A 25,960-nucleotide genomic window follows, 5' to 3' on the forward strand; every position below is an offset into this window, starting at 1 on the left:
AGTTGTCCAGTAACAATCTCAAAGGAAACCTCTTGACGAGGTTCATAAATTTACTGGCTATTCGGCACGCTGTTGAGTTCTCAAAGAACACGCGCACATCATCACTCGCCGCTCGCGCGGTCCGATCCGAGGCTTGTGATTCGCTGAAGCTTGTGTTGGAAGCCAGACGCCCTGGTCGCAACGGCTCAGACGAGCCTGGACTGGGTCTTCCGTTCCGAGGTCACCCACTCTACCACGCTAGCGGGAGCTTGGTTCGTGACCTGCCGCACTCCGTTCCGGTGTTCCCGGCCCGTTCCGTGCTGACATGGAGAAAGTTACACGCACCCGAACCGGAGGTCAAATCGGGGGCGCGGCACCACGCCACAGGCTGAAACCGCAGGTCAGCAGCCCGTGCCGCAGTCCACCTCACGCTATCGGACCAGGTCCACCGGCAACAGTGTGACCGCGATCACACTCGAACGGCGCGAAGGCCGCCGGTCCTGGTGGGACCGACGGCCTTCGAGGTGACGCTCGGTGAGGCTGTTCGCGCAGGTCAGGCCTGCACGCGCACCCCGGCGGTGTTGCGCTTGCCGCGCCGGACGACCAGCCACGACCCGTGCAGCAGGTCCTCCTTGGCGGGCACCCACTCCTCGTCGGTGACCTTCGAGTTGTTCACGTACGCGCCGCCCTCCTTCACGGTGCGCCGCGCCGCGCCCTTGCTGTCCGCCAGCCCGGAGCTGACCAGCAGGTCCACGATGGTCGGCGCGTCGGCCAGGCGGACCTCGCCGGTCGGCGCCTCGGCCATCGCGGCCTCCAGCGTGGACAGGTCCAGCTCGCGCAGCTCGCCGCGGCCGAACAGGGCCTGGCTCGCCACGATGACCTGCTTGGTCTCGTGCTCGCCGTGCACCAGGTTGGTGAACTCCTCGGCCAGCTTCTTCTGCGCGGCCCGCAGGTGCGGCGCCTCGGCGGTCTGCCGCTCCAGCTCGGCGATCTCCTCCTGGGGCAGGAAGGTGAACAACCGCAGGTAGCGGAGCACGTCGGCGTCGCCCACGTTCACGAAGTACTGGTACCAGGCGTACGGCGAGGTCATCTCCGGGTCGAGCCACACGTTGCCGCCGCCGGTGGACTTGCCGAACTTGCGGCCCTCGGCGTCGGTGACCAGCGGCGCGGTCAGCGCGTGCACGGACTTGCCGTCGACCTTGCGGACCAGGTCGACGCCGCCGACGATGTTGCCCCACTGGTCGGAGCCGCCCACCTGGAGCCTGGTCCCGTACTTCCGGTTGAGCTGGAGGTAGTCGTGCGACTGCAGGAGGAGGTAGCTGAACTCGGTGTACGACATGCCCTCGCCGTCGAGGCGGCGTTTCACCGTCTCGCGGGCGAGCATGACGTTGATCGAGAAGTGCTTGCCGACGTCGCGCAGGAACTCCAGCACCGAGACGTCGCCGGTCCAGTCGAGGTTGTTGACCACGATCGCGCCGGTGGGGCTGTCGTCGAACTCGACGAACCGCTCCAGCTGGCCGCGGATGCGCCCGGCCCACTCGGCGACGGTGTCCAGCGGGTTGAGCGCGCGCTCCGCCGTGTCACGAGGGTCGCCGATCATGCCGGTGGCGCCGCCCGCGAGGACGATCGGCCGGTGCCCGGCGCGCTGGAAGCGGCGCAGCATGAGCAGCGGGACGAGGTTGCCGGCGTGCAGGCTGGGCGCGGTCGGGTCGAACCCGGCATAGAGGGTGAGCGGGCCCGCGTCCAGGTCCTCGCGCAGGGCGTCGAGGTCGGTGGACTGCGCGATCAGGCCGCGCCAGGACAGCTCATCGAGGATGTGCTCGCTCACGGTTGGCCATTCTCCCTTACCTGGTCAAAGCGGTTTGAGGCGGTGTCCGTGGCGGGTAGTCGGCGAGGGGCCCCTAGTGAGAGGACCGCGGCGATGACCTACCCGGACCGCGACCGACGTCCCGCTGACCGTCCGACCGAGTTCATGCCCTCCCAGGAGCAGGTGTACCGGCAGGAAGCGCCCTACCCGCGGGAGGAGGAGGTGGTCGAGCGGGGTGACGGCCGGGTGCGCACCGTGCGCGTGGTGTGCGCCGTGATCGACGTGATCTGCTGGCTGTTCGCGATCGTGCTGGCGATCCACATCTTCCTGGTGATCGGCGGCGCCAACCCGGCGAACGGGTTCGCCCAGCTGATCGAGTCGTGGTCGGCCGCGGTGTCGTTGGGCCTGCGCGACCTGTTCACGCCGGCGAACGAAGCCCTGCGGACGTTGCTCAACGACGGCCTGGCCGCCCTGCTGTGGCTGCTGATCGGCGCGGTGCTGACCAGCGTGATCAGCCGGATCGCGCTGCCCGCGCACGAGCGGCGCGTGTGGTATCGGCGGACGGTGCGCTAGCCGCGCTACTGAACGTCACCGATGTGTCACTCGGCCGCGCAGGGGTTTGCCCCGGCTGGTCAATTGTCCTCGTGGCGTTCGGCGACCAAGTTTGCTTGCGTGGCCAGCGACTTGCAGCGGAAGAAGACCTCCATCGTGTTCACCGCCATGGACTCGAACGGTGACGGGTTCCTGGAGCGGGCCGATTTCGAGGCGTTGACGGACCGGTGGGTGCACATCCGCGGCGGTGCCGAGCAGGACCGGTTGCGCGAGATCATGATGAGCTGGTGGGACGCGCTGCGGGAGGCGTCGGACCACAACCGCGACGACAGGATCACGGTGGACGAGGTGCTCAAGGTGGTGGACAACCTCGGCACCATGCTCGACCTGGTCGTGGCCACCGCGGAGTCGATGTTCGAGGCGGTGGACGAGGACGGCGACGGCCGGGTGTCGGCGCCCGAGTACGCCCGGATGATCCACGCCTGGACCGGGGACGACGCACCCACCGACACCGCGTTCACCCGGCTGGACCTCGACGGCGACGGCGCGATCTCGAAGTCCGAGTTCGTGCAGCACTGGGTGGAGTTCTGGGCGGGCGACGACGCGGACGCGCCCGGCACGCACGTCTTCGGCGAGGTCTAGGCCCCGAAGTCGGTCTTCAGCCGACGACGCGGGTGCGGCGGGTGCCCCGGCGGTAGGTGCTGACGGCGGGCGAGTCGATCCAGAACCGCCAAGGCACGTCCACCGCCACGGCCACGCCGACGCGCGGGCCGGTGCGGATGTCGGCTTCGTCCACCGGGTCGCCCGCGAGCAGCCGCACGGTCGCGTCCGGCTCGGTCAGGTCGACCCCGTTGTGCCCGCGGTCGAGGCCGAGGACGCCGGTCAGCCTGGCCGGGCCCTTGGCGAGTTCGGCGTGGCTGCGGGCGGACGGCCGGCGGGCGTGGGCCAGTGCCGAGCCGGTCACGACCTCGCCGGCGCGCAGCAGCACCGCGCCGGGCACGCCATCGGTCAGCGACACCACGTTCGCGCAGAAGTGCATGCCGTAGACGAAGTACACGTAGAGCCGACCGGCCGGGCCGAACATCACGTCGTTGCGCGGCGTGCGGCCCCGGTAGCAGTGCGACGCCGGGTCGTCGCCGCCCCGGTAGGCCTCGACCTCGACGATCCGCACGCCGACCACGCCCTCGTCGGTGGTCGACTCGATGGTGCCGCCGAGCAGGAGCCGTGCGGCGTCGACGGGGTCGACGGCCAGCTCCTGCTCGGTGAACCGCCTAGGTGTTGCGGGCAACGGAGACCTTGTCGCGCAACCTCTTCAACTGCTCGGCGACCCGGTCGGGGGCGGTGCCGCCGTGCGCGTCCCGTGACGCGATGGACCCTTCCACGGTCAACACGCTACGCACCTCGGGGGTCAGCGCGGGCGAGATGGTGGCGAACTCCTCATCGGTCAGCTCCTCCAGCCCGACGCCGCGGCCCTCGGCCACGCGGACGCACTCGCCCGCCGCCTCGTGCGCCACCCGGAACGGCACGCCCTGCCGGACCAGCCACTCGGCGATGTCGGTGGCCAGGGTGAACCCGGCCGGCGCCGCCGCGGCCATCCGCTCGGTGTCGAACCGCATGGTGGCGATCATCCCGGTCAGCGCGGGCAGCAGCAGTTCCAGCTGCTCGACCGAGTCGAACAGGGGTTCCTTGTCCTCTTGGAGGTCCCGGTTGTAGGCCAGGGGCTGTGCCTTCAGGGTGGCCAGCAGGCCGGTCAGGTTGCCGATGAGCCGGCCGGACTTGCCCCGGGTCAGCTCGGCGACGTCGGGGTTCTTCTTCTGCGGCATGATCGAGCTGCCGGTGGCCCACGCGTCGTCCAGCACCGCGAAGCGGAACTCGGCGGTCGTCCAGATGATCACCTCTTCGGCGATGCGGGACAGGTCGACGCCGATCATGGCCAGCACGAACGCGATCTCGGCGGCGAAGTCGCGGGACGCGGTGCCGTCGATGGAGTTCTCCACCGGCCCGTCGAAGCCCAGCTCCGCGGCCACCGCCGCCGGGTCCAGGCCCAGCGACGAGCCCGCCAGCGCGCCCGAACCGTACGGCGACAGGGCGGTGCGCTTGTCCCAGTCGCGCAGCCGGTCCACGTCGCGCAGCAACGCCTGGCCGTGCGCGAGGAGGTGGTGCGCGAGCAGCACGGGCTGCGCGGACTGCAGGTGCGTGCGGCCGGGCATGACGGCGGTGGCGTGCGCGGACGCCTGGTCGGCCAGCGCCTCGACCACGTCCAGCACGCCGGCGGCCACCCGCCCGGCGGCGTCACGCAGCCACATGCGGAACAGCGTGGCCACCTGGTCGTTGCGGGACCGGCCGGCGCGCAGCTTGCCGCCCAGCTCCGGCCCGGCGCGCTCGATCAGGCCGCGCTCCAGCGCCGTGTGCACGTCCTCGTCGGCCAGCGTCGGGGTGAACGACCCGGACGCCACGTCGGCTTCCAGGGCGTCCAGCGCCGCCAGCATGCGGTCCAGCTCGTCGGTGGTCAGCAGGCCGGCCCGGTGCAGCACGCGGGCGTGCGCGCGGGAACCCCTGATGTCGTACGGGGCGAGTCGCCAGTCGAAGTGCGTCGACGCCGACAGTCGCGCCATCGCCTCCGCCGGTCCCCCGGCGAACCGGCCACCCCACAATGAACTCACGTGATCGAATCCCTACGTCGCGGCGATCTTGTCCGGCAGGCGCCGGGGTTGCCCGCAGCCCAGGCCGAGGTCGGACAGCGCCTCCTCGCCGCGCCGGCCCGTGACGACCGCGCGGCCACCGTGCAGCACGAGCCGGACCTCGCCGGACACGTGCCACTGGGTGGTGTCGATGAAGCTGTCCAACGCCTGCTTGAGCGGCGAGAACCACAGGCCTTCGTGCACCAGTGCACCCCAGCGCCGCTCGACCCGCCGCTTGAAGCGGACCAGGTCGGGCTCCAGGGTGACGTCCTCCAGCTGTTGATGAGCGGTGGTCAACGCGCTCGCGCCCGGCGTCTCGTAGGCGCGGACGCCGGTCAGGCGGCCGGTCCCGGACACGCCCGCCCTCCGGTTCAGCTCCCGGACGGCCTGCGGCATGGTCACGGTCTCGCCGTCGACGGCGACCGGCCTGCCCCGGTCGAACGTGAGGACGAGCTCGTCGGGGTCGCCCGGCTCGATCCGCACCGGCGGGCGCGGTGGCACCGGCTCGTCGGCCCGTGCGACGGCTACAACCTCCAGGTCGGGCGCGAGGGCGCGGACACCGGCCTCGAAGCGGATCCGGTCGGCGCCGGTGCGGTCGTGCGCCACGGTCGTCGCGCCGTGCCGGCGGGCGGCCTCGACGAGGTGCGCGGCGACCAGCGGTGGCAGCAGCGCGGACGCCGGCCGGAGGGCGTTGGCGCGCAGGGCGGGCAGGCAGTAGCGGTCGGCGAACTCGTCGCGGGCGTCGATCACCTCGGCCTCGACCGCGCCGCCCGCCAGCGCCCGCGCGCGGGTGGCCGCCGGGTCCACGTTCCCGCCGAGGTCCACCGCAACGGCGACGACCTCGGCGCGCCCGCGGACCGCCGTCGAGGGGTCGAGCCCGCCGGAGTAGGCGAGGACGACCCGCTCACTCATGGTGCTCCTCCGGCGGCGACTGGTCCTCGCCCGCGGCGAGCGCGGTCACCCGGGCGGCCAGGTCCGCGCCGCTGAGGGGTTCCCGCGCCACGGCGAGGATGGTGTCGTCACCGGCGATGGTGCCGACGATGTCGTGCAGCGCGGCCCGGTCCAGCGCGCTGGCCAGGAACTGGGCCGCGCCGGGCGGGGTGCGCAGGACGGCGAGGTTGCCCGAGTGGTCCACGGACACCAGCAGTTCACCGAGCAGGCGGGTGAGGCGGGACGTGCCGCCCTGCACGCCGCGCACCGGGCTGCCGTCCTCGGGGATGACGTAGACGGGCGCGCCGCCATCGGGACCGCGCAGCTTGACCGCGCCCAGCTCGTCCAGGTCGCGCGACAGCGTGGCCTGGGTGACCTCGATGCCTTCCACCGCCAGCGTCTTCGCCAGTTCCGACTGGCTGCGGATGGCGCGTTGGGCGACCAGTTCGACGATGCGGGCCTGCCGCGCGGTCCGGGTCATCGTGACTGCTCCAGCAGCCACACCAGCAGTGCTTTCTGGGCGTGCAGCCGGTTCTCGGCCTCGTCCCACACGGCGCTGTCCGGCCCGTCGAGCACGTCGTCGGTGATCTCCTGGCCGCGGTGCGCGGGCAGGCAGTGCAGCACGGTCGTCTTCACGCCGGTCGCGGCGACCAGGTCGGCGTTGAGCTGGTAGGGCCGGAACGGGCGCATCCGGTCGCGGCCGTCGTTCTCCTGGCCCATGGACGTCCACGTGTCGGTCATCAGCACGTCCGCGCCGTCCACCGCCTCGCGCGGGTCCTCGATGACGGTCACCGAGCCGCCGGTGTCCGCGGCGCGCTTGCGTGCGTCGTCCAGCACCCACGGCAGCGGCTGGAACAGCGCCGGCGCGGCGATCCGCACGTGCATGCCCGCGGTGGCGCCGCCGAGCAGGATCGAGTGGGACATGTTGTTCGCGCCGTCACCCAGGTAGGTGACGGTGAGGCCGGCGAGCCTGCCGTGCACGCGGCGGAGGGTCTGCAGGTCGGCCAGCACCTGGCACGGGTGGAACTCGTCGGTCAGCGCGTTGATCACCGGGATGCGGGACACCGACGCCATCGCGTCGATGCGCTTCTGCGCGAACGTCCGCCACACCACCGCCTCGACGTACCCGGACAGGATGCGGGAGGTGTCCTCGATGGTCTCCTCGCGGCCGAGCTGCATGGACCGGCCGTCGATGATCACCGGGTTGCCGCCGAGCTGGGCGATGCCGACCTCGAACGACAGCCGGGTGCGGGTCGAGTTCTTCTCGAAGATCACCGCCACGGACTTCGGCCCGGCCAGCGGCTTCGCGGTCATCCGGTCGGCCTTGTAGTCGTCGGCGAGGTCGAGGACCGCGGCCTGCTCGTCGGGGGTCAGGTCGTCGTCACGCAGGAAGTGGCGCACCATCACGGCTCCTGGCCTGGGGTCGTGGTCGGGAGGAACGACGGCAGGTCGGCCACGAGCCGGTGGGCGTCGGCCTCGTCCAGCACCAGCGGCGGCGCCAGGCGGATGACGTCGGGCTGGATCGGGTTGATCAGATAGCCGGCCTGCTGCGCGGCCGCCGCGGCCTTCGCCGAGACCGCCTCGCGCAGCGTGATCCCGAGCAGCAGGCCGGCGCCCCGCACACCGGAGATGAGCGGGTGGTCCAGCGCCTCGACCCCGGCCGCGATCTCCTTGCCGACCGCGGAGGTGTGCTCCAGCAGGCCGTCCGCGGCGATCGTGTCCAGCACCGCGAGCGCGGCGGCGCAGCACACCGGGTTGCCGCCGAACGTGGTGCCGTGCTGGCCGGGGCCGAACAGGTCCTTGGCCGGGCCGACCGCGATGCACGCGCCCAGCGGCAGCCCGCCGCCGAGGCCCTTGGCCAGGGTGATCACGTCGGGCACGATCCCGACCTGGTGGAACGCGAACCAGGTGCCCAGCCGGCCGATGCCGGTCTGCACCTCGTCCAGGACGAGCAGCGCGCCGTGCTCGGTGGTGATCCGGCGGGCCGCTTCGAGGTAGCCCTCGGGCGGCACGACCACGCCGTTCTCGCCCTGGATCGGCTCCACGATGAACGCGGCGGTCTCGTCGTCGATCGCGGCCTCCAGCGCGGCCACGTCGCCGAACGGGACGTGCACGACGCCGGGCACCAGCGGCTCGAACGGCTCGCGCTTCGCGGGCTGGCCGGTGAGCGCCAGCGCGCCCATCGTGCGGCCGTGGAAACCGCCCTCGGTGGACACGACCTTGGTGCGGCCGGTGCGGCGGCTCAGCTTGAACGCGGCCTCGTTGGCCTCCGCGCCGGAGTTGCAGAACAGCACCCGGCCGTCACCGTCCACACCGGACAGGTCGAGCAGCCGTTCGGCGAGCTTGAGCGCGGGTTCGTTGATGTAGAGGTTGGACGTGTGGCCGATCTTGCCGATCTGCTCGGTCACCGCGGCCACGATCGCCGGGTGGGCGTGGCCGAGCGCGTTGACCGCGATGCCGGTCAGCAGGTCCAGGTACCGGTTGCCATCGGCGTCCCAGACGTACGCGCCCTCACCCCGCGTCAACGTCAGGCCGGGCGTGCCGTAGTTGTTCATCATCGCGGCCTGCCACCGCTGCTGGTGGTCGCTCATGCCTCGTCCGTCCCGGTCTTCTCGGTCACCATCGTCCCGACGCCCTCGGAGGTGAAGACCTCCAACAGCACCGAGTGCGCCAGCCTGCCGTCGATCACGTGCGCCTCGGGGACGCCGCCGCGCACCGCGCGCAGGCAGGCCTCCATCTTCGGCACCATGCCGCTGTCCAGGTCCGGCAGCATCTTCTCCAGCCGCTCGGCGTCGACCCGGTGCAGCAGCGAGGTCTTGTCCGGCCAGTCCGCGTACAGGCCCTCGACGTCGGTGAGCACGACCAGCTTCTCGGCCTTCAGCGCCACCGCCACCGCGCCCGCCGCCGTGTCGGCGTTGACGTTGTGCACCACACCGTCCGCGTCCGGCGCGACCGTGGACACGACCGGGATGCGGCCCGCGCGCACGATGTCCAGCACCGCGTCCGGGTTGACGTCGACGATGTCGCCGACCAGACCGATGTCGACCGGCTCGCCGTCCACCACGGCCGACCGCCGCGCGGCGGTCAGCAGGTGGGCGTCCTCACCGGACAGGCCGACCGCGAACGGGCCGTGCGAGTTGATCAGGCCGACCAGCTCGCGCTGCACCTGCCCGACCAGCACCATGCGGACCACGTCCATGGCCTCCGGCGTGGTGACGCGCAGGCCGCCGCGGAACTCGGACTCGATGCCCAGCTTCTTGAGCATCGCGGCGATCTGCGGCCCGCCGCCGTGCACCACGACCGGGTGCAGGCCCGCGAGCTTGAGGAACACCATGTCCTGCGCGAACGCGCGCTTGAGCTCGTCGTCCACCATGGCGTTGCCGCCGTACTTGACGACCACGATCGCGCCCCGGAACCGCTGCAGCCACGGCAGCGCCTCGATCAGGATCCCGGCCTTGACCTGTGGCGTGATCACGAGCTGTACGCGCTGTTCTCTTCGACGTACCCGTGCGACAGGTCGGTGGTCAGCACGGTGGCGGTGCCGTCGCCCAGGTTCAGGTCGACCACGATCTCCACGTCCCGGCCGGACAGGTCGGCCTCGCTGCGGTCGGCGGCCTTGTGGCCGTCGGCGAACAGCGTCACGCCGTTGATCGTGATGCCGAGCTTGTGCTGGTCCACGGTGGCCTGCGAGCGGCCCACGGCCATCGCGATGCGGCCCCAGTTCGGGTCGGAGCCGAACAGCGCGGTCTTGACCAGGTTGTCCTCGGCGACGGTCTTGGCGACCACGACGGCCTCGGCCTCGGTGAGCGCGCCGTTGACCGTGATCGAGACCTCCTTGGTCACGCCTTCCGCGTCCCCCTGGAGCTGCTTGACCAGGTCTTTCGCCACGGCGGTGAGCACGTCGGCGAAGTCGTCCGGGCTGGGGGTGACTCCGGAGGCGCCCGAGGCGAGGACGAGCACGGTGTCGTTGGTGGACGTGCCGCCGTCCACGTCGAGCCGGTCGTAGGTCTTGGCGGTGACCGCGCGCAGGGCCGCGTCCAGGGCGTCGCCGTCGATCACCGCGTCGGTGGTGATGACGCTGAGCATCGTGGCCATGTTCGGCGAGAGCATGCCCGCGCCCTTGACGAACCCGCCCACCGACCAGCCATCGGGGTGGTCCTGCCAGCACTGCTTGGGGTGGGTGTCGGTGGTCATCACGGCGGTGGCGGCGTTCAGGTCCGCCTGGTCGCCCGCGGCGAGTTCCTGGGCCGCCTTCTTCACGCCCGCCTTGAGGTTGTCCATCGGCAGGCGTTCGCCGATGAGACCGGTGGAGCACACGGCGACCTCGATCGCGCCGACGTCCAGCACCTCGGCGACCTTCTCGGCGGTGGCGTGGGTGTCCTGGAAGCCCTCGGGGCCGGTGCACGCGTTCGCGCCGCCGGAGTTGAGCACCACGGCGTGCAGCTTGCGCTCCTGGAGCACCTGCTGGGACCACAGCACGGGCGCGGCCTTCACCTGGTTGGTGGTGAAGACGCCCGCGGCGGCCTGGCCGGGCCCTTCGTTGACGACCAGCGCCAGGTCGAGCGCGCCGGACTCCTTGATGCCGGCGGCGACACCCGCGGCTTTGAAGCCCTTCGGTCCCGTAACGCCTTTGTGGCGCTCGGGTGCGGGTGTCCCGCTGTGCGCAGTAGGTGCTACTCCCGCAGTGGACTGGCCGGTGGTGTTGCGGTTCAAGGTGCTACTCCCACGGTGGACAGGCCGGTGGTCTCCGGCAGGCCGAGTGCCAGGTTCATGCACTGCACCGCGGCGCCCGCGGTGCCCTTCGCCAGGTTGTCGATCGCGGCGACCACGACCAGCCGGTTCACGTCCCGGTCGACGGCCACCTGCAGCTGGACGGCGTTCGAGCCGAGCACCGCGCCCGTGGTCGGCCAGTGGCCTTCCGGCAGCAGGTGCACGAACGGCTCGTCGGCGTAGGCCTTCTCGTACGCGGCGCGGACGTCCGCGTCGGCGTCCTTGAGCGTCGCCGAGCAGGTGGCCAGGATGCCCCGCGGCAACGGCGCCAGCACCGGGGTGAACGAGACGCCCACGGGCTCGGCGGCGACCTTGGACAGGTTCTGCGCGATCTCCGGGGTGTGCCGGTGAGTGCCGCCGACGCCGTAGGCGCTGAGCGAGCCCATCACCTCGGAGCCGAGGAGGTTCGGCTTGAGCGCCTTGCCCGCGCCGGACGTGCCGGACACCGCGACGACCGTGACGTCGGGCTCGACCAGGCCCATCGCCGGCGCCAGGGCCAGCGACGACACGGTCGGGTAGCAGCCGGGGACGGCGACTCGGCGGGCGCCGCGCAGCTCGTCGCGCTGACCGGGCAGCTCGGGCAGGCCGTACGGCCAACTGCCCGCGTGCGTGCCGCCGTACCAGCGGTCCCAGGCGGCGGGGTCGGTGAGCCGGTGGTCCGCGCCGCAGTCGATGACGAGCGTGTCGTCACCGAGCTGGGCGGCGATCTCGGCCGAGCGGCCGTGCGGGAGGGCGAGGAAGACGACGTCGTGACCCGCGAGGGTGTCGGCGGTGGTCTCCTGGAGCACCCGGTCGGCCAGCGGCAGCAGGTGCGGCTGGTGGGTGAGCAGCGTCGAGCCCGCGTTGCCGCCGGCGGTGAGCGCACCGATCTCCACGTCCGGGTGACCGAGCAGGAGGCGCAACACCTCTCCCCCGGCGTACCCGCTGGCCCCGGCGACCGCGATCCGTACCGTCATGCGGATAAGTATGCACGGTGATGCAAAGGTACTCAAATCGTTTTCGGGCGAGGGGGGAAGGGGGAAGGCGAGGGGGAGGGCAGGGGCTCGAAGAGATCAAAAGATCAAAAGCGTCCTCGCCGGACGGGCAGATCAACAGGATGACCCCAACTACCCCTGGATCTCCCGACCCAGCGTGGTCCCGGGCTTCGTGTCATCCCACCGACCTCCCTCCGGGCTACCACACGCGTCAAGAGGGCGCCCACAGTTGACGCCGCAGGCAAAGCTGGACCAGCCCTCTTGACACGTGCGGTAGGGCTACGCCAGGTCGGCGGGATGACACGAACCCCTACCTTGAGAAAGTCGAAGTGCATCGCAGCCGCACACGCCCCGGCGCCGCCCGACCCCGCGCTCGCCGGCGACCCCCGCGCCGTGCCACGGGCACGTCCTTCTTCCCAAAAGGAGGGCTTCGTGTCATCCCGCCGACCTGGCTTTGCCCTACCGCACGTGTCAAGGGCGGCGCGTCCAACGAATCGAGCGGCGCGGTCGGCGGAGTCGTGCTTTCCTGTACGGGAACTGGGGGGTTCATCGTGATGCAGGATTCGCGCGACCACGCACGGGGGCACATCTCACCAGGCCGGAGGCCTCGCCGCACCGGCTCTCCCGGCCCGACCACCGCACGGCCGTGGGTGAAGGTGCTGGCCTGGGCCGGTGTGCTCAGCACGCTCGTGGGCATGACCGTCATCGGCCTGGACGTGGTGTGCGGCACCACCCCGGGGCCCGCCCTCGGCTCGGTCAGCGCCGCCGGGTTCCCGGGCCGTGACCCGTTCCCGGGTGCCCCGATCCCCGCCGACGACCGGCTCGACGCCTCCACCGTGACCGCGAGCCGGGCGGCGCGCACGACCGACTCGGGCCTCGGCATCAGCCTGTTCTGCGGCGGCTTCGCGCTCGCGGCCATCGCGGGCCTCGGGCACGCGCAGGACCGCCGTCACCAGGTCACGGGCAGCGACCCGAGGCCGTAGACGACCTGCTGGGTGCGGTAGTCGGGGTAGGACCCGACCGTGCGCAGAGCGGGGAACCGGCGTACCAGGGCGGGGAACGCGATCCGCATCTCCATCCTGGCCAGCGGCGCGCCCAGGCAGTGGTGCACGCCGTGGCCGAACGCCACGTGGCTGCCCGCGTCACGGCCGATGTCGAACCGGTCCGGGTCGGGCACGAGCGCCGGGTCACGGTTGGCCGCGGGCAGTGAGCAGATGATCAGCTCGCCGGCGCCGATGGCCTGGCCGCCCAGCTCGACCTCGGTGGTCGCCACCCGCGGCACGCCGGTGTGCACGACGGTCAGCCAGCGCAGCAGCTCCTCCACGGCGGCGTCGGCGCGTCCGGGCTCCTCGCGCAGCAGCCGGAACTGCTCGGGGTGGCGCAGCAGGGCGAGCACGCCGAGGCCGAGCATGTTGGCCGTGGTCTCGTGGCCGGCGAGCAGCAGCAGGTCCGCGATGCCGACCAGCTCGCGGTCGTCGAGGTCGGCGGACTCGTCGCGGGCCAGCATGCCCAGCAGGTCGTCGCCCGGCTCCGCCCGCGCCCGCGCGACCAGCTCGGTCAGGTACGCCTTGGACTCGTACTGCACGGCGAGCCGCCGCTCGAAGGACAGCGTGACGTCGAAGAACTCCGCGTACCGCTGCTGGAACTCGTCCCGGTCCTCGAACGGCACGCCGAGCAGCTCGCAGATCACCAGCGCCGGCACCGGCAGCGCGAACTCGGCCACCAGGTCGGCGGGCGGCCCCTTGCGCTCGACGGCGTCCAGGTGGGCGTCCACGATCTCGTGGATCCGCGGTTCGAGCCGGCGCATCCGGCGGGCGGTGAACTCCGGCGCCAGCAGCCGCCGCAGCCGGGTGTGCTCGGGCGGGTCGAACGCGAGCAGGTTGCCCGGCCGCACGGGCGCCAGTTCCTCGTCGGTCAACGCGGGCGCGCCCGGCACCAGGTGGTACGCCGAGATGCGGAACCGGCTCGGGTCGCCGTAGACCCGGCGGACGTCCTCGACCCGGGTGACCAGCCAGATCGACGCGCCCAGCTGCGGCGACTCGATCCGGCGCACCCCGTCGGTGTCGCGGACCTCGGTCAGGTCGGGGGCGGGGTCGAACCCCACCCGGCGGAAGTGCAGGGGTGTCGTCGGCATCGCGGCCATGCCGCCTCCCACCGTCGAGGGTCCTGCGAAAAACGTTAGCCACGCGTCGGAGTGGTGCGGCAGCCTTCACACGAGTGAGACGGCAACTACCGACCGTGACGACGAAGGGGCTCCGATGCGCCTGCGGGCAGTGATCTTCGACTGGCGGGGGACGCTGGTGCTCACACCGACGTTCCGCGGGTGGGTGGCGGAGGCGCTGCGCCGGATCGGGCGCGACCCCGGGCAGGCCGCCGAGGTCATCGCGTCACTGGACCTCGCGTCGCTGGACGCGCCGGGCGTGGACGCGGACGCCGCGCGGCACCGGGAGACCTACTACGCCGGGTTCCGGGCCGCGGGGCTGGACGGGGACCTGGCCGACTCGCTGTACGCGGTCGAGTCCGACCCGGCGTTCAACCCGTTCGCGGTGGACGTCGGGCCGACGTTGCGGGAGCTGCGCGGCGCGGGCGTGCGGATCGGGGTGCTCAGCGACATCCACTTCGACATCCGGCCCGCGTTCGGCGACCTGCCGGTGGACTCGTTCGTGCTGTCGTTCGAGCACGGCGTGGTGAAGCCCGACCCGGCGATCTTCCGCATCGCGCTGGACGAGCTCGGCACCGCGCCGGGCGAGACGCTGATGGTCGGCGACCGCTCCACGCACGACGGCGCGGGCGTGGAGGCGGGCCTGCCGACGTTGCTCGTCCCGCCGCTGCGGCACGTCGACGACGCCCGCCTGCACCTGGTCACGAACCTGGTCGGCTGATCAGGACCCGAACCGCTCCAGGGCGCGCATCTTGTTCGTGGCGTCCAGCGCGGCCACCTTGTACGCCTCGGACAGCGTCGGGTAGTTGAAGACGGTGTCCACCAGGTAGTCCACCGTGCCGCCGCACGCCATGACCGCCTGGCCGATGTGGACGAGGTCGGTCGCGCCGGTGCCGAACAGGTGCACGCCGAGCAGCTTGCGGTCCACTGTGGACACCAGCAGCTTGAGCATGCCGTAGGCGTCGCCGACGATCGAACCGCGCGCCAGCTCGCGGTACCGCGCCAGGCCGACCTCGTACGGCACGGCGGACGACGTCAGCTCGGCCTCGGTGGCACCGCAGTACGAGATTTCCGGGATCGTGTAGATCCCGATGGGCTGCAACGCCGACAGCTCGCGCGCCTTCTCGCCGAACGCGTGGTACGCGGCGAGGCGGCCCTGGTCCATCGACGTGGCGGCCAGCGCCGGGAAGCCGATCACGTCGCCCACCGCGTAGATGTGCTCGACCGGCGTGCGGTAGTGATCGTCCACGGTCAGCCGGCCGCGGTGGTCGGCCTCCAGGCCCGCCTTGTCCAGGTCCAGCGCCTCGGTGTTGCCCTGCCGGCCGGCCGAGTACATCACCGCGGCGGCCGGGATGCGCTTGCCGCTGGCCAGCGTGGTGACCGTGCCGCTGTCGGAGACGTCGACGTTGACGACCTTCTCGCCGAACCGGAACGTCACCGCGAGGTCGCGCAGGTGGAACTTCAGCGACTCCACGATCTCCGGGTCGCAGAAGTCGAGCATCCGGTCGCGCTGCTCGACCACCGTCACCCGGCTGCCCAGCGCGGCGAACATCGACGCGTACTCGATGCCGATCACGCCCGCGCCCACCACGACCAGGGACGACGGGATCTCCTCCAGGGAGAGCACCTCGTCGGAGTCCAGCACCCGGATCTCGTCGAAGTCCACCTGGTCCGGCCGGGCGGGACGGGTGCCGGTGGCGATCACGACCTTCTCGGCGGTGACGGCGTGGTGCTCGCCGCGGTGCGCGCCGTCCACCGCGACGGTGTGCGGGTCGAGGAACCGGGCGGTGCCCTGGAGCAGGTCGATGTGGTTGCGGTGCAGCTGGGCGCGCACGACCTGGACCTCGCGGCCGATCACGTGCTGCGTGCGGGCGAGCAGGTCGGAGATGGTGATGTCCTGCTTGACCCGGTAGCTGGCGCCGTACAGGTCGCGCTGGCTCATCCCGGTCAGGTACATCACCGCCTCGCGCAGCGTCTTCGACGGGATGGTGCCGGTGTTGACGCACACGCCGCCCACCATGTCGGCGCGGTCCACGATCGCGACCCGCTTGCCGAGCTTGGCGCCCGCGATGGCGGCCTTCTGGCCGCCGGGGCCCGACCCGATGACGACCAGGTCGTAGTCGTACTCGCTCATGCACCGAAGCGTCGCACACCACGCCCCTCTACGGTGGCGGGGTGAGCGGACTCGTCGAGGTGATCCGGCAGGCGCTGACAGCGGTCGCCGATCCGGTGAAGGCGCCGGAGATGCGGCGGTACATGAAGTCCGCCATGCCGTTCCTCGGCGTGCCCAAGCCGGTGCGGGCGCGAACCTTGAAGGACGTCTTCGCCGCTCACCCGTTCGCGTCACGGGAGGAGTGGGTCGCGGCGGTGCTGGAGGTGTGGCGCGGCGCGGAGTTCCGGGAGGAGCGGTACGCGGCGCTGGACCTGGCGGGCCGCCACCCGAAGTGGCGGGGCGTCGACCTGCTGCCCGTGTACGACGAGCTGGTGGTGACCGGCGCGTGGTGGGACTTCGTGGACGAGATCGCGTCACGGCTGGTCGGGCCGCTGCTGCGCGCGTTCCCGGACGAGGTCACGCCGGTCATGCGCGCCTGGGCCCGGGACGACGACCGGTGGCGCCGGAGGGTGGCGGTGATCTGCCAGCTCGGGTCGAAGGCGGCGACCGACCTGGACCTGCTGACCTGCGCCATCGAGGCGAACGCCGACGACCCGGACTTCTTCCTGCGCAAGGGCATCGGCTGGGCGCTGCGGCAGCACTCCCGCGTCGACCCGGACTGGGTCCGGGCCTTCGTCGAATCACACCCGGGCCTGTCCGGGCTGTCGAAGCGCGAGGCGCTCAAGCACCTCTGAGCGCGGCTAGGCGCGGGCGGCCCGACCCGAGTAGGTCAGCGGGAACACCAGGTCCGTGCACGCGCTCGGCACGTCGTGCGCGATCTGCACGACCATCTCCACCTCGACCGACCCCGAGGGCGGGATGGTCACCGGCTCCGCCATCGGCACCACGGTCAGCACCGCGGGCGGGCAGCCCGGCACCTTGTTCTGCGCCTCGTCCAACGGCTGGCCCGGCTCGGCCTGCAACGTCAGCACCACGATGTCCACGCTGTTCGGGTTCGACAGCCGCACCAGGCGGGCACCCTCGCTGCCCGGCGTCAGCTCGACCGCCGCGCCGGAGATGTCGTTGATCTCGAACGGCTTGAGGTCGGACACCTCGCCGCCGCTCACCGAGTACGCCATCGCGGGCAGTTCCGGTTCCGGCCAGGTCAGGTGCATGGCAGCGACCACGGCGGCGCCCACGCCGAGGATGGTCATGGCGACGGCGACTTCCGCCCGCGGACCCAAGCTGCGCATGAGGCAACCTCACTCGATTGCTGCTCCAGGCGGTGGGTTCGCCGCTAGCTCCCCGTCGGACCGGCGACCAGACTCGCCCGGCGGTTCATCGCTTCGCCCCTCGGCCCAGCGGGCCGCGAAGCCAATCTTGGAGAACGTTCAACCTGTGCGCAAGGACCTGGCCGACCCGGAAAGAAAGGTCTTTGGGCCTCTTGACACGGCACGCGACACTGCGTGATCAGCACGTTCACCCTGTCACAGCCACCGGGCGATTCACCCGTGCGGCGTAGTCCTGGACCCGCACTCGTGCGGGTCCAGGACGCCCGCGTCAGCCTCTCAGCACCGCGCCGAAGCGCTCCGCGGCGGCGGCCACGGCCGCGTCACGTGCCGCCGTCGCCTCCTCCACGGTCAACGTGCGGTCCGGCGCGCGGAACCGCAGCGAGTACGCCAGCGACCGCTTGCCCTCGCCGACCTGGTCACCGGTGTAGACGTCGAACAGCCGGATGTCCTCCAGCAACGCCCCACCGCCCGTGCGCAGCACCCGCGCCACCTGCCCGGCGGGCACCTCCACCGGCACGACCACGGCCACGTCCAGCAGCACCGGCGGGTACGCCGACACGACCGGCGCGGGCCGGTGGTCGCTCAACGGCAGCGCGTCGAGGTCCAGCTCCATCGCCACGGTCCGCTTCGGCAGCCCCAGCGCCTCCACCACCTTCGGGTGGAGCTCACCGGCGTGGCCCACGGGCCAGTCGCCGACGCGCAGCTCCGCGCACCGGCCGGGGTGCCACGGCGCGAGGTCGGAGGCGACCACGGTCAGCTCCACCCCGTAGGCCTGGCCGACCAGCCGCGCGGCCTGCACCGCGTCCGCCCAGTCCGCCTGCCTGCCCTTGCCCCACCAGCCGGCCTGCTCGCGGTTGCCGGTCAGCACGGCCGCCACGTGCACCGGCTGCTGCGGCAGTGCCGCCAGCAGCGACGCCACCTGCGCGTCCGAGGGCCGCTCGCCCACGCCGACCTGCGGCACCGGCACCTGCTGCGTGCGCGGCAACGTCACCTGGGCGATCGTGTAGACCGCGAGGTCCTTCTGGCCGCGCGCCAGGTTCCGCTGCACCGTCTCCAGCAGGCCGGGCACCAGCGTGGTGGCCAGCGCGTGCTTGTCGGACTCCAGCGGGTTGAGCACGCTCACCGTGTTGCGCCGCACGTCGCCCTCGGGCAGGCCCAGCGCGTCGAACACCGCGGGCGCGACGAACGGGAACGGCTTGACCTCGACGAACCCGCTCTCCGCCAACGCGCGCGACACCGTGCGGCGACGGCGCTGCTGCTCGGTCAACCCGCGACCGGCGGGCGCGGGCGGCAGCGTGGACGGGATCGTGTCGTAGCCCTCCAGCCGCAGCACCTCCTCCACCAGGTCCGCGGGTTGGGTCAGGTCCGCGCGCCACGTCGGCGGGATCGCGGTGACCATGGTCGCGCCGTCGTCACCGGTGGTGACCTCGACCTGGCAGCCGATCTGGCCGAGCCTGCGCGCCGTCACGCCGCGGGCGTAGTTCACGCCGGCGACCCGGTCGGGCAGGTTGATCGGCATGGACACCGGCTTGGGCTGCGTCGGCCCGCCCACGTCCGTGCGACCGGGCTTGATGCTGCCGTCGCCGAACATGTCCAGCAGCCGGGCCGCGCGCTCCAGGGCGACCGGCGCCAGGGCCGTGTCCACGGTGCGCTCGAACCGCTTGGCCGCCTCGCTGGGCAGCTTGTGCCTGCGCACCGTGCGGGCGATGGACGCCGGGTCCCAGTTCGCCGCCTCCAGCAGGATGTCCGAGCTGGTCGCGGACACCTCGGTGCTCGCGCCGCCCATCACACCGGCCAGCGAGACCACGCCGCTGTCGTCGGCGATCACGATGTCGTCCGGGTCCAGCGCGCGGACCTGCTCGTCCAGCGTGGTCAGCTTCTCGCCAGCCACCGCGCGCCGCACCACCAGGCCGCCCTTGACCGACCGCGCGTCGAACGCGTGCAGCGGCTGGCCCAGCTCCAGCATCACGTAGTTGGTGACGTCCACCGGCAGCGAGATCGACCGGATGCCCGCCAGCATCAGCCGCCGGCGCATCCACCACGGCGTCGGCGCGGTCGGGTCGACGCCGCTGACGCGCCGGGCCACGAACCGGGAGCACGCGCCCTCGTCCTCGATGCGGACGGGCAGCACCTCGCCCTCGCCCTCGGGGACCTCGGCCGTGCCGGGGTCGCGGTAGGGCACGTCGAACGCGCACGCGATCTCGCGGGCCAGGCCGCGCACCGAGAACGCGTAGCCCCGGTCGGGGGTCGGTGCGACCTCGATCACCGTGTCGCCCAGGCCGAGCAGCTCGATCGCGTCGTCACCGGGCTGCGCCGTGCCGCTGGGCAGCACCATGATCCCGGAGTGGTCGTCGCCCAGGCCCAGCTCGGCGGCCGAGCAGATCATGCCGTTGCTGGTGCGGCCGTAGGTCTTGCGCGCCGAGATGGTGAAGCCGCCCGGCAGCACCGCGCCGGGCAGCGCCACCACGACCGTGTCACCCTCCTGGAAGTTCGACGCGCCGCAGACGATGCCGTTGACCTGGTCCGGGCCGACCTCGACCTGGCAGTAGCGGATCGGCTTCTTGAACTCGGTCAGCTCCTCGATCTCCACCACGCGGCCCGCGACGAGCGGACCGGTGACCGAGTCGAGCTCGTGGACGTCCTCGACCTCGATGCCGATCCGGACGAACGCCTCGGCGAGCTGCTCGGGCGTGGGCGTCTCGGCGAACTCGAGGTTCTCGACCAGCCAGGTAACCGGAATGCGCACCGGTCAGGCCTCCGTTCCGAATGGCTGGGTGAAGCGGACATCGCCTTCGACCATGTCGCGCATGTCGGGCAGGCCGTTGCGGAACTGCAGCGTGCGCTCCAGGCCCATGCCGAACGCGAACCCGGAGTACACGTCCGGGTCGACGCCGCAGTTGCGCAGCACGTTGGGGTTGACCATGCCGCAGCCGCCCCACTCGACCCAGCCGGGGCCGCCCTTCTTCTCCGGGAACCACACGTCCACCTCGGCGGACGGCTCGGTGAACGGGAAGAAGCTCGGCCGCAGGCGGGTCTTGGAGTCCTCGCCGAACATGGCGCGGGCGAACGCGTCGAGCGTGCCCTTCAGGTGCGCCATGGTCAGGCCCTTGTCCACGGCCAGGCCCTCGACCTGGTGGAAGACGGGGGTGTGGGTGGCGTCCAGCTCGTCGGTGCGGAACGTGCGACCGGGGCACACCACGTAGACGGGCGGCTCGCGGTCCAGCAGCGTGCGCGCCTGCACCGGGCTGGTGTGCGTGCGCAGCACCAGGCCCGAGTCGGCGGGGCCCACGTAGAACGTGTCCTGCATGGTGCGCGCCGGGTGGTCCTTGCCGAAGTTCAACGCGTCGAAGTTGAACCACTCGGTCTCCAGCTCCGGGCCCTCCGCGACCTCGTAGCCCATGGCCACGAACACGTCGGCGATGCGCTCGGCCAGGGTGGAGATGGGGTGGCGGGCGCCTCGGGGCACCCGGTCCCACGGCAGCGTGACGTCGACCGTCTCCTCGCGCAGCACCCGGTCGTCGCGCTCGGCCTGCAGCCGGGCGCGGCGCTCCTCGAACGCGGCCTTGACCGCGTTCTGCGCCTCGTTCACCCGCTTGCCCGCCTCCGCCTTCGCGGCCGGCGGCAGCGCGCCGATCTCGCGGCGGGCCAGCAGGACCGGCGAGCGGTCACCCAGGTGGCTCGGCTTCACGGCGGCGAGCTCGTCGAGGTCGGCCGCCTTCGCGAACGCCTCACGAGCCTGCTCGACCGCCGCGTCGAGCGCTTCGGGTGAGAGCGCCGCGACCTGCTTGGGGTCGTACGGGTCGTTGGCTCCGGACATGGTTGGTGGACAGCTCCCGTCACGGACAACTGGTGGTCAGCCCTCCGCACGGCATGCGGAGCGGCGGGTCGATCCTAGGTGATCGGCCATCCGCCGCACCCACCGCCGCCCACGGGCGCCACCCGAGGTGACCGGCCGCTCACCCGGAAGACGTCGCCGGGTCACCCGTCGCGCCGCCGCGGCAGCGGGAGCGAGCCGGAATTGTCGGTGGGCCGTGGCAGTCTTGACCGCGCGCGAGCTCCCACCCCGGCGGGCGATCAGCGGAAAACCGGGTCACCAGCCGCCGGCACGCCCTTAGAATCGTCCCTCCCCCGTGACCTGACCCGAGGTGAACTCCACTCCCATGGCACACACCTTCGGTGTCGACCTGCGCGGGATCATCGACCTGCTCAGCCACCACCTCTACAGCAGCCCGCGGGTGTACGCGCGCGAGCTGCTGCAGAACGCGGTGGACGCGATCACCGCCCGCCGCGCGCTGCAACCGGACGCGCCGGGCGAGGTCGTGATCGAGCCGGTCGGGTCCTCCGGCGGCACCTTCCGCATCTCCGACACCGGTATCGGCCTCACCGAGCGCGAGGTGCACGACCTGCTGTCCACGCTCGGCCGCACGTCCAAGCGCGACGACCTCGGCTTCGCCCGCCAGGGCTTCCTCGGCCAGTTCGGCGTCGGCCTGCTGTCGGCGTTCCTGGTCGCCGACCGCATCCGGCTCGTCAGCCGCTCGGTCAAAGGTGGCCCGGCGGTGCGGTGGACGGCCGACTCGGCGGGCAACTACGAGGTCGAGGTCGACGACGCCGCGCGCGGCGACATCGGCACCACGATCGAGCTGGTGCCGCACCGCGACTCCGAGCACTGGCTGGAGCGCGACGTGGTCAAGGCGCTGGTCACCGAGTACGGCGAACTCCTGCCGGTGACGGTCCGGATCGGCGACGAGGTCGTCACGCACGGCGAGCTGCCGTGGGTGGAAGACGCCCTGGCCTACGGCGAGAAGGTGCTGGGCGTCCAGCCGTTCGACGCGATCCCGGTCGAGGTACCGACGGTGGGTCTCAAAGGCGTCGCCTACGTGCTGCCCGGCGGTGTGCACCCCGGCGCACGCCAGTCCCACCGCGTCTACCTGAAGCGGATGCTCGTCGGCGACGCCATCGAGGGCCTGCTGCCCGAGTGGGCCTACTTCGTGCGCTGCGTGGTCGACTCGACGTCGCTGCGGCCGACCGCGAGCCGCGAGTCGCTCTACCAGGACGAGACACTGCTCGCCGTGCGCGAGGAGCTGGGCCGCCAGGTCCGCGACTGGCTCGTCCGGCTCGACGCGACCAGCCCCGAGCGCACCCGTGCCCTGCTCGACGCGCACCACCTCGGCATCAAGTCGCTGGCCAGGGTGGACGACGAGATGCTGCGGCTGGTCGAGCGTTGGCTGCCGTTCGAGACCACGGACGGCCCTCAGTCGCTGCGCCAGTTCCGCCGCAAGCACGGCACCATCGCGCACGTGCCGGACGTGGACGAGTTCCGCCAGCTCGCGCCGGTCGCGCACGCCCAGGGCATGGGCCTGGTCAACGCGGGCTACGCCTACGACGCGGAGATCATGGCCCGGCTGGTCGCCCTGGACGGTCCCACCGCCGCGCGCCGGGTCGCGCCGACCGAGGTGCTGGCCGCGCTGGACGACCCGGACCCGGAGCTGGAGCGCGCGCTGCGCGAGCGGTTCACCATGGCCAAGGACGTGCTGGAGCGGCACGACTGCGACGCCGTGCCGCGTGACTTCGACCCGGGCTCGTTGCCCGCGCTGCTGGTCACCAACGTGGAGGCCGAGCGCAGGCGGGACGCGCAGCAGGTCGGCGAGCAGGCCGACCCGCTGTGGGCGGAACTGCTGGGCAGCCTGGTCGAGTCGTCGTCGGACGCCGCCCAGCGGCTCGTGCTCAACTGCCGCAACCCGCTGGTGCGGCGGCTGGCTCAGCTGACCGACCCGGCGCTGGTGGAGCTGACCGTGGAGTCGCTGTACGTGCACGCCCTGCTGCAGGCGCGGCGTCCGATGCGGCCGAAGGACACCGCGGCGCTGAACCGTTCGTTCCTGGAACTGCTGGACCGCGCTGTGGGGGATCACCTGTGAACGAGGAGAAGGAAGCCGCCGAGCGGCAGTTCGTCGAGGCCTACCACCTGCCGGAGGGCATGCCGCGGCACGAGGCGCTGGAACGCGCGGCCCGTGCCGCCGACGCCGTCGACCACCTGCCGCTGGCGGTGAGCTGCCGGATCGCGCTCATCCGCTCGGCCTACGACCTGGGCCGCTACGACCTGATGCTGGCGCCGTTCGCGTGGTGCGGCACGGCCGAGCAGCGCGACCCCACGGCGTTCGACGAGTGGGAGACGCACAGCTTCGACTGGGCGCACAAGTGGATCGTCAGCGGCCTGATCGCGGACCCCCGGTTCACGCTGGCGCAGATCGGGTCGTTCGTCGACCAGCTCGCCGAGCGCTACCAGCGGCTCGGGTACTCGATGCAGCCGGTCCACGGCGCCCGTGCCGACCTGGCCGCGCACGTCGGCGACGACGAGGCGTACCGGGAGCACTTCGCGAAGTACCTGGCGATGGACCGCGGCCCGATGAGCGACTGCGAGGCGTGCGTCATCGAGGAGCAGGCCGGTCACCTGATCCGGCAGGGCAAGCACGCCGAGGCGGTCGCGCACGCCGAGCACCAGCTGGGGCAGGAGACCGGCTGCGCGACCCAGCCGCAGGGCATCCTGACCACGTTGACGCCCGCGTTCGTGGCGCTGGGCGACGTGGACCGGGCGCGGCAGGCACACGTGGTGGCGTACCGGCTGGTGCGCGACGACCTGGTCAGCGGCTACCTGGAGGACCACCTGGAGTTCTGCGCGACGTCGGGCAACGTGCGGCGCGGCGTCGAGCTGCTGCGCGGCCACCTGCACCGGGTGCACCACTCGACCAGCCCGTCCCGGGCCATGCACTTCGCGGCGGGTGCCGCGCTGCTGCTCAGCCGGGTGTCGGCGGACGAGGAGTTCCACGTGCCGCACGACGGGCGCACGACCGTGCTGTCCGCGCCGGAGCTGCGTGAGCTGCTGGAGGCGCAGGCGCTGGAGATCGCGGCCCGGTTCGACCGGCGCAACGGCAGTGACGCGGTGAGCACCCGCATCCGGCGCACGCTGGCCGCGTCGGACACGATCCCGGTGCCGCTGGCCGTGCCGATCCCGTCCGCGCCCGCGCCGGTCGCCTCCGTCGACGAGGAGCCGGTGACCGTGGCCGACCCGGTCGAGCTGGCGCAACAGCTGTGCGACGCGTTCGACAGCGGCGAGTTCATCGTCGGCATGCGGCTGCTGCGGTCGTTGCCGGAGGACATGGACCCGTTGCTGCCGGAGACGCTGGGCGCGCTGGTCGCGGCGCGGCGGGCGATCGTCGGCGGGCACGTGCGGCCGAAGGAGGAGGTGCTGGCGGAGCTGGACGTGGCGATCGAGCGGCTGGTCGCGTGCGGTGAGCACGACCTCGCCAACCGGTACCGGGCGCGGGGCGCGGGGCTGCGCGCCGAGGAGGACGGGCCGGCGGAGTCCACCGCGGTGGCGCGCACCTGCCTGGCCGAGGCCGAGGCGACGGGCACCCCGTACACGCGGGTGCTGACCAGGTTGCTGCTGGCGGACCTGCTGGCGGACGCGGACGAGACCGACGAGCAGGGCGCGTTGGCCGCCGAGGCGCTGGAGCTGGCCCGGGCCGAGGTGCCGGAGCTGGTGTCGCGGGCGCGGTGCGACCGGGCCCAGTACCTGGCGAGCACCGGGCAGCTGGACGAGGCGCACGGCGAGGTCGTGGACGTGCTGTCGGACGCGCCGTCCGCGTCGGTGCGGTTCGACGCGTTGCGGCTGCTGCTGAAGATCCAGACCGTGCGGGGCGAGGAGGAGGCCGTGCGGACGGCCGCCGAGTTCGTCGGCGCGTTCGGCTCGCCGCGCGGTCCGTGGACGGCGGAGACGCACCGGCAGCGGGTGGCGTCGGTGGAACGCCTCGGCTTGGAGGCCGAGCACCTGCCGGAGCTGCGGGAGGCGGTGACGGTCGGGCATGAGCTCGGCGTGCCGGATGACGTGGCGAAGGCGTGCTACGCCCTGGCCGGCGGCTACCTCAAGGCGGGCCGCTTCGTCGAGGCCGCCGAGGCGCTGGAGGAGGCCGTGCGGGTGATCGAGGGCGGCGAGGTGGACCCGGACGTCATCGTCCCCGTCCGCTACCGCCTGGGTCAGGTGTGCGCCCGCCTGGACGAGATCGAGGCCGCCCGCCGTCACCTGGAAGTCGCCCTGGGCCTGGTCCCGCCGGACGAGCCGTGGCGTCGGGCCATGGTGCTGGACGTCCTGGCGGGCGTCCTGCGCCGCTTGGACCTACCGCTGGAAGCCGCCTCCGCCTACCAGGGCGCCGCGACCGCGTGGCAGGAGGTCGACGAACCGGCCGAAGCCGCCGGCTCCCTGGTCGAAGCCGCCGCCGCGCTGCCGAACGAGGAGGCCGCCGAGTGCGCCACCACGTTGACCGAGGCGGAACACCTCCTGCAGTCGGTGGAGGATCCCGACCACCGCACGCACCTGACGGCTCGGATCGCCGCGATCCGGGCGTTCCTGCACATCCAGGCGGGCGAGCACGCGGCGGCGATCGAGCAGAACGGCATCGCCGAGGAACTGGCCGCCCAACTGGGCGACCTGGACTGGCAGACGTTCCTGGTGACCAGGGGCGCGCGCTTCCTGCTGGACTCGGGTGATCAGCCCAACGCCGAGTCGGAAGCCCGCCGCGCCGGCACCTTGATCAACGACGAGACCCCACCCCAACTCCTCGGCGACATCGCCAACGTCCTCGAGGAAGCCCTCCGAACCCAATCCAAACCGACCGCGAGCGACCCCCTACTCCGCACCCTGAACACCCGCCTGGAAGCTTGATCAAAT

The 25,960-nt window shown here is 72.1% G+C and carries 22 protein-coding genes; 7 read left to right on the top strand and 15 right to left on the bottom strand.

The genetic code is table 11. The features are described from left to right. Positions 1-532: 532 nt before the first annotated feature. Positions 533-1,807, bottom strand: coding sequence for a tyrosine--tRNA ligase (tyrS, locus tag B0I31_RS38365; RefSeq protein ID WP_106620294.1), 1,275 nt, complete (start codon positions 1,805-1,807; stop codon positions 533-535). A gap of 93 nt (positions 1,808-1,900) precedes the next feature. Here tyrS and B0I31_RS38370 point away from each other — a divergent pair, with 93 nt between their 5' ends. Together B0I31_RS38370 and B0I31_RS38375 are read left to right on the top strand one after the other, a co-directional pair. Continuing rightward, positions 1,901-2,359, top strand: coding sequence for a hypothetical protein (locus tag B0I31_RS38370; RefSeq protein WP_245950758.1), 459 nt, complete (start codon positions 1,901-1,903; stop codon positions 2,357-2,359). Between the two features lie 99 nt (positions 2,360-2,458). Further along, positions 2,459-2,980 carry an EF-hand domain-containing protein gene (locus B0I31_RS38375; RefSeq protein WP_181320759.1) on the top strand — a complete coding sequence of 174 codons (522 nt, stop codon included), beginning with the start codon at positions 2,459-2,461 and terminating at the stop codon, positions 2,978-2,980. A gap of 16 nt (positions 2,981-2,996) precedes the next feature. On the opposite strand, the gene B0I31_RS38380 is transcribed toward B0I31_RS38375, so the two are convergent. Genes B0I31_RS38380 through argC form a run of 9 tightly spaced genes read right to left on the bottom strand, consistent with a single transcriptional unit; the run spans position 2,997 to position 11,675 of the window. Then, entirely contained in the window at positions 2,997-3,626 is a 630-nt protein-coding gene (locus B0I31_RS38380; RefSeq protein WP_106620295.1) for a DNA-3-methyladenine glycosylase, read from the bottom strand. Beyond that, positions 3,610-5,001, bottom strand: a complete 1,392-nt coding sequence (gene argH, locus B0I31_RS38385) for an argininosuccinate lyase (protein WP_106620296.1) — start codon at positions 4,999-5,001, stop codon at positions 3,610-3,612. Before argH ends, B0I31_RS38380 begins: the two co-directional genes overlap by 17 nt. Before the next feature lie 12 nt (positions 5,002-5,013). Beyond that, entirely contained in the window at positions 5,014-5,931 is a 918-nt protein-coding gene (locus B0I31_RS38390; protein WP_106620297.1) for an argininosuccinate synthase domain-containing protein, read from the bottom strand. Next, positions 5,924-6,430, bottom strand: a complete 507-nt coding sequence (locus B0I31_RS38395) for an arginine repressor (protein ID WP_106620298.1) — start codon at positions 6,428-6,430, stop codon at positions 5,924-5,926. The genes B0I31_RS38390 and B0I31_RS38395 overlap by 8 nt, the downstream gene beginning before the upstream one ends. After that, the gene (argF, locus tag B0I31_RS38400) at positions 6,427-7,353 is read right to left on the bottom strand and encodes an ornithine carbamoyltransferase (protein WP_106620299.1); all 927 of its coding nucleotides are present in this window, start codon (positions 7,351-7,353) and stop codon (positions 6,427-6,429) included. Before argF ends, B0I31_RS38395 begins: the two co-directional genes overlap by 4 nt. Beyond that, positions 7,353-8,540, bottom strand: coding sequence for an acetylornithine transaminase (locus B0I31_RS38405; RefSeq protein ID WP_106620300.1), 1,188 nt, complete (start codon positions 8,538-8,540; stop codon positions 7,353-7,355). The genes argF and B0I31_RS38405 overlap by 1 nt, the downstream gene beginning before the upstream one ends. Next, positions 8,537-9,424 carry an acetylglutamate kinase gene (gene argB, locus B0I31_RS38410; RefSeq protein WP_106620301.1) on the bottom strand — a complete coding sequence of 296 codons (888 nt, stop codon included), beginning with the start codon at positions 9,422-9,424 and terminating at the stop codon, positions 8,537-8,539. Before argB ends, B0I31_RS38405 begins: the two co-directional genes overlap by 4 nt. After that, positions 9,421-10,662 carry a bifunctional glutamate N-acetyltransferase/amino-acid acetyltransferase ArgJ gene (argJ, locus tag B0I31_RS38415; RefSeq protein WP_106620302.1) on the bottom strand — a complete coding sequence of 414 codons (1,242 nt, stop codon included), beginning with the start codon at positions 10,660-10,662 and terminating at the stop codon, positions 9,421-9,423. The genes argB and argJ overlap by 4 nt, the downstream gene beginning before the upstream one ends. After that, entirely contained in the window at positions 10,659-11,675 is a 1,017-nt protein-coding gene (gene argC / locus B0I31_RS38420; RefSeq protein WP_106620303.1) for an N-acetyl-gamma-glutamyl-phosphate reductase, read from the bottom strand. The genes argJ and argC overlap by 4 nt, the downstream gene beginning before the upstream one ends. 668 nt (positions 11,676-12,343) lie before the next feature. Here argC and B0I31_RS38425 point away from each other — a divergent pair. Further along, positions 12,344-12,676 (top strand): hypothetical protein, encoded by a 333-nt coding sequence (locus B0I31_RS38425; RefSeq protein WP_106620304.1) that lies wholly within the window; start codon positions 12,344-12,346, stop codon positions 12,674-12,676. On the opposite strand, the gene B0I31_RS38430 is transcribed toward B0I31_RS38425, so the two are convergent. Beyond that, positions 12,643-13,836: a cytochrome P450 gene (locus tag B0I31_RS38430; RefSeq protein ID WP_106620305.1), complete on the bottom strand. Its 1,194-nt coding sequence runs from the start codon at positions 13,834-13,836 to the stop codon at positions 12,643-12,645. The two genes, B0I31_RS38425 and B0I31_RS38430, sit on opposite strands and share 34 nt — an antisense overlap. Positions 13,837-13,951: 115 nt before the next feature. On the opposite strand from B0I31_RS38430, the gene B0I31_RS38435 reads away from it, so the two are divergent. Further along, positions 13,952-14,575 carry an HAD family hydrolase gene (locus tag B0I31_RS38435; protein WP_245950760.1) on the top strand — a complete coding sequence of 208 codons (624 nt, stop codon included), beginning with the start codon at positions 13,952-13,954 and terminating at the stop codon, positions 14,573-14,575. On the opposite strand, the gene sthA is transcribed toward B0I31_RS38435, so the two are convergent. Next, positions 14,576-15,988 (bottom strand): Si-specific NAD(P)(+) transhydrogenase, encoded by a 1,413-nt coding sequence (sthA, locus tag B0I31_RS38440; RefSeq protein ID WP_106620306.1) that lies wholly within the window; start codon positions 15,986-15,988, stop codon positions 14,576-14,578. It lies immediately after the preceding gene. 41 nt (positions 15,989-16,029) lie between these two features. On the opposite strand from sthA, the gene B0I31_RS38445 reads away from it, so the two are divergent. Continuing rightward, complete coding sequence (locus tag B0I31_RS38445; RefSeq protein WP_106620307.1) at positions 16,030-16,701, top strand: DNA alkylation repair protein; 672 nt, start codon at positions 16,030-16,032, stop codon at positions 16,699-16,701. A 6-nt stretch (positions 16,702-16,707) separates the two neighbouring features. Here the strand turns inward: B0I31_RS38445 and B0I31_RS38450 are convergent, their stop codons facing one another. The 3 genes from B0I31_RS38450 to pheS form a co-directional block, all read right to left on the bottom strand. Next, positions 16,708-17,199: a hypothetical protein gene (locus B0I31_RS38450; RefSeq protein ID WP_073891996.1), complete on the bottom strand. Its 492-nt coding sequence runs from the start codon at positions 17,197-17,199 to the stop codon at positions 16,708-16,710. A gap of 307 nt (positions 17,200-17,506) precedes the next feature. Beyond that, positions 17,507-19,984 (bottom strand): phenylalanine--tRNA ligase subunit beta, encoded by a 2,478-nt coding sequence (gene pheT, locus B0I31_RS38455; protein ID WP_106620308.1) that lies wholly within the window; start codon positions 19,982-19,984, stop codon positions 17,507-17,509. Between the two features lie 3 nt (positions 19,985-19,987). Beyond that, complete coding sequence (gene pheS, locus B0I31_RS38460) at positions 19,988-21,055, bottom strand: phenylalanine--tRNA ligase subunit alpha (protein ID WP_106620309.1); 1,068 nt, start codon at positions 21,053-21,055, stop codon at positions 19,988-19,990. 343 nt (positions 21,056-21,398) lie between these two features. Here pheS and B0I31_RS38465 point away from each other — a divergent pair, with 343 nt between their 5' ends. Then, positions 21,399-23,153, top strand: coding sequence for an HSP90 family protein (locus B0I31_RS38465; protein ID WP_106620310.1), 1,755 nt, complete (start codon positions 21,399-21,401; stop codon positions 23,151-23,153). Beyond that, complete coding sequence (locus B0I31_RS38470) at positions 23,150-25,954, top strand: hypothetical protein (RefSeq protein WP_106620311.1); 2,805 nt, start codon at positions 23,150-23,152, stop codon at positions 25,952-25,954. Before B0I31_RS38465 ends, B0I31_RS38470 begins: the two co-directional genes overlap by 4 nt. The last annotated feature ends 6 nt before the right edge of the window (positions 25,955-25,960 follow it).

The sequence above is a fragment of the Saccharothrix carnea genome (assembly GCF_003014735.1).
Classification (GTDB): Bacteria; Actinomycetota; Actinomycetes; order Mycobacteriales; family Pseudonocardiaceae; genus Actinosynnema; species Actinosynnema carneum.

What these genes read in the sequence shown, in the direction of transcription:
- B0I31_RS38370 (WP_245950758.1), top strand. Translation starts at nt 1,901, where the DNA reads ATGACCTACCCGGACCGCGACCGACGTCCCGCTGACCGTCCGACCGAG.
- argF (WP_106620299.1), bottom strand. Translation starts at nt 7,353, where the DNA reads ATGGTGCGCCACTTCCTGCGTGACGACGACCTGACCCCCGACGAGCAG.
- pheS (WP_106620309.1), bottom strand. Translation starts at nt 21,055, where the DNA reads ATGTCCGGAGCCAACGACCCGTACGACCCCAAGCAGGTCGCGGCGCTC.
- B0I31_RS38465 (WP_106620310.1), top strand. Translation starts at nt 21,399, where the DNA reads ATGGCACACACCTTCGGTGTCGACCTGCGCGGGATCATCGACCTGCTC.
- B0I31_RS38430 (WP_106620305.1), bottom strand. Translation starts at nt 13,836, where the DNA reads ATGGCCGCGATGCCGACGACACCCCTGCACTTCCGCCGGGTGGGGTTC.
- B0I31_RS38435 (WP_245950760.1), top strand. Translation starts at nt 13,952, where the DNA reads ATGCGCCTGCGGGCAGTGATCTTCGACTGGCGGGGGACGCTGGTGCTC.
- B0I31_RS38395 (WP_106620298.1), bottom strand. Translation starts at nt 6,430, where the DNA reads ATGACCCGGACCGCGCGGCAGGCCCGCATCGTCGAACTGGTCGCCCAA.
- sthA (WP_106620306.1), bottom strand. Translation starts at nt 15,988, where the DNA reads ATGAGCGAGTACGACTACGACCTGGTCGTCATCGGGTCGGGCCCCGGC.
- argC (WP_106620303.1), bottom strand. Translation starts at nt 11,675, where the DNA reads ATGACGGTACGGATCGCGGTCGCCGGGGCCAGCGGGTACGCCGGGGGA.
- B0I31_RS38450 (WP_073891996.1), bottom strand. Translation starts at nt 17,199, where the DNA reads ATGCGCAGCTTGGGTCCGCGGGCGGAAGTCGCCGTCGCCATGACCATC.
- B0I31_RS38405 (WP_106620300.1), bottom strand. Translation starts at nt 8,540, where the DNA reads ATGAGCGACCACCAGCAGCGGTGGCAGGCCGCGATGATGAACAACTAC.
- B0I31_RS38390 (WP_106620297.1), bottom strand. Translation starts at nt 5,931, where the DNA reads ATGAGTGAGCGGGTCGTCCTCGCCTACTCCGGCGGGCTCGACCCCTCG.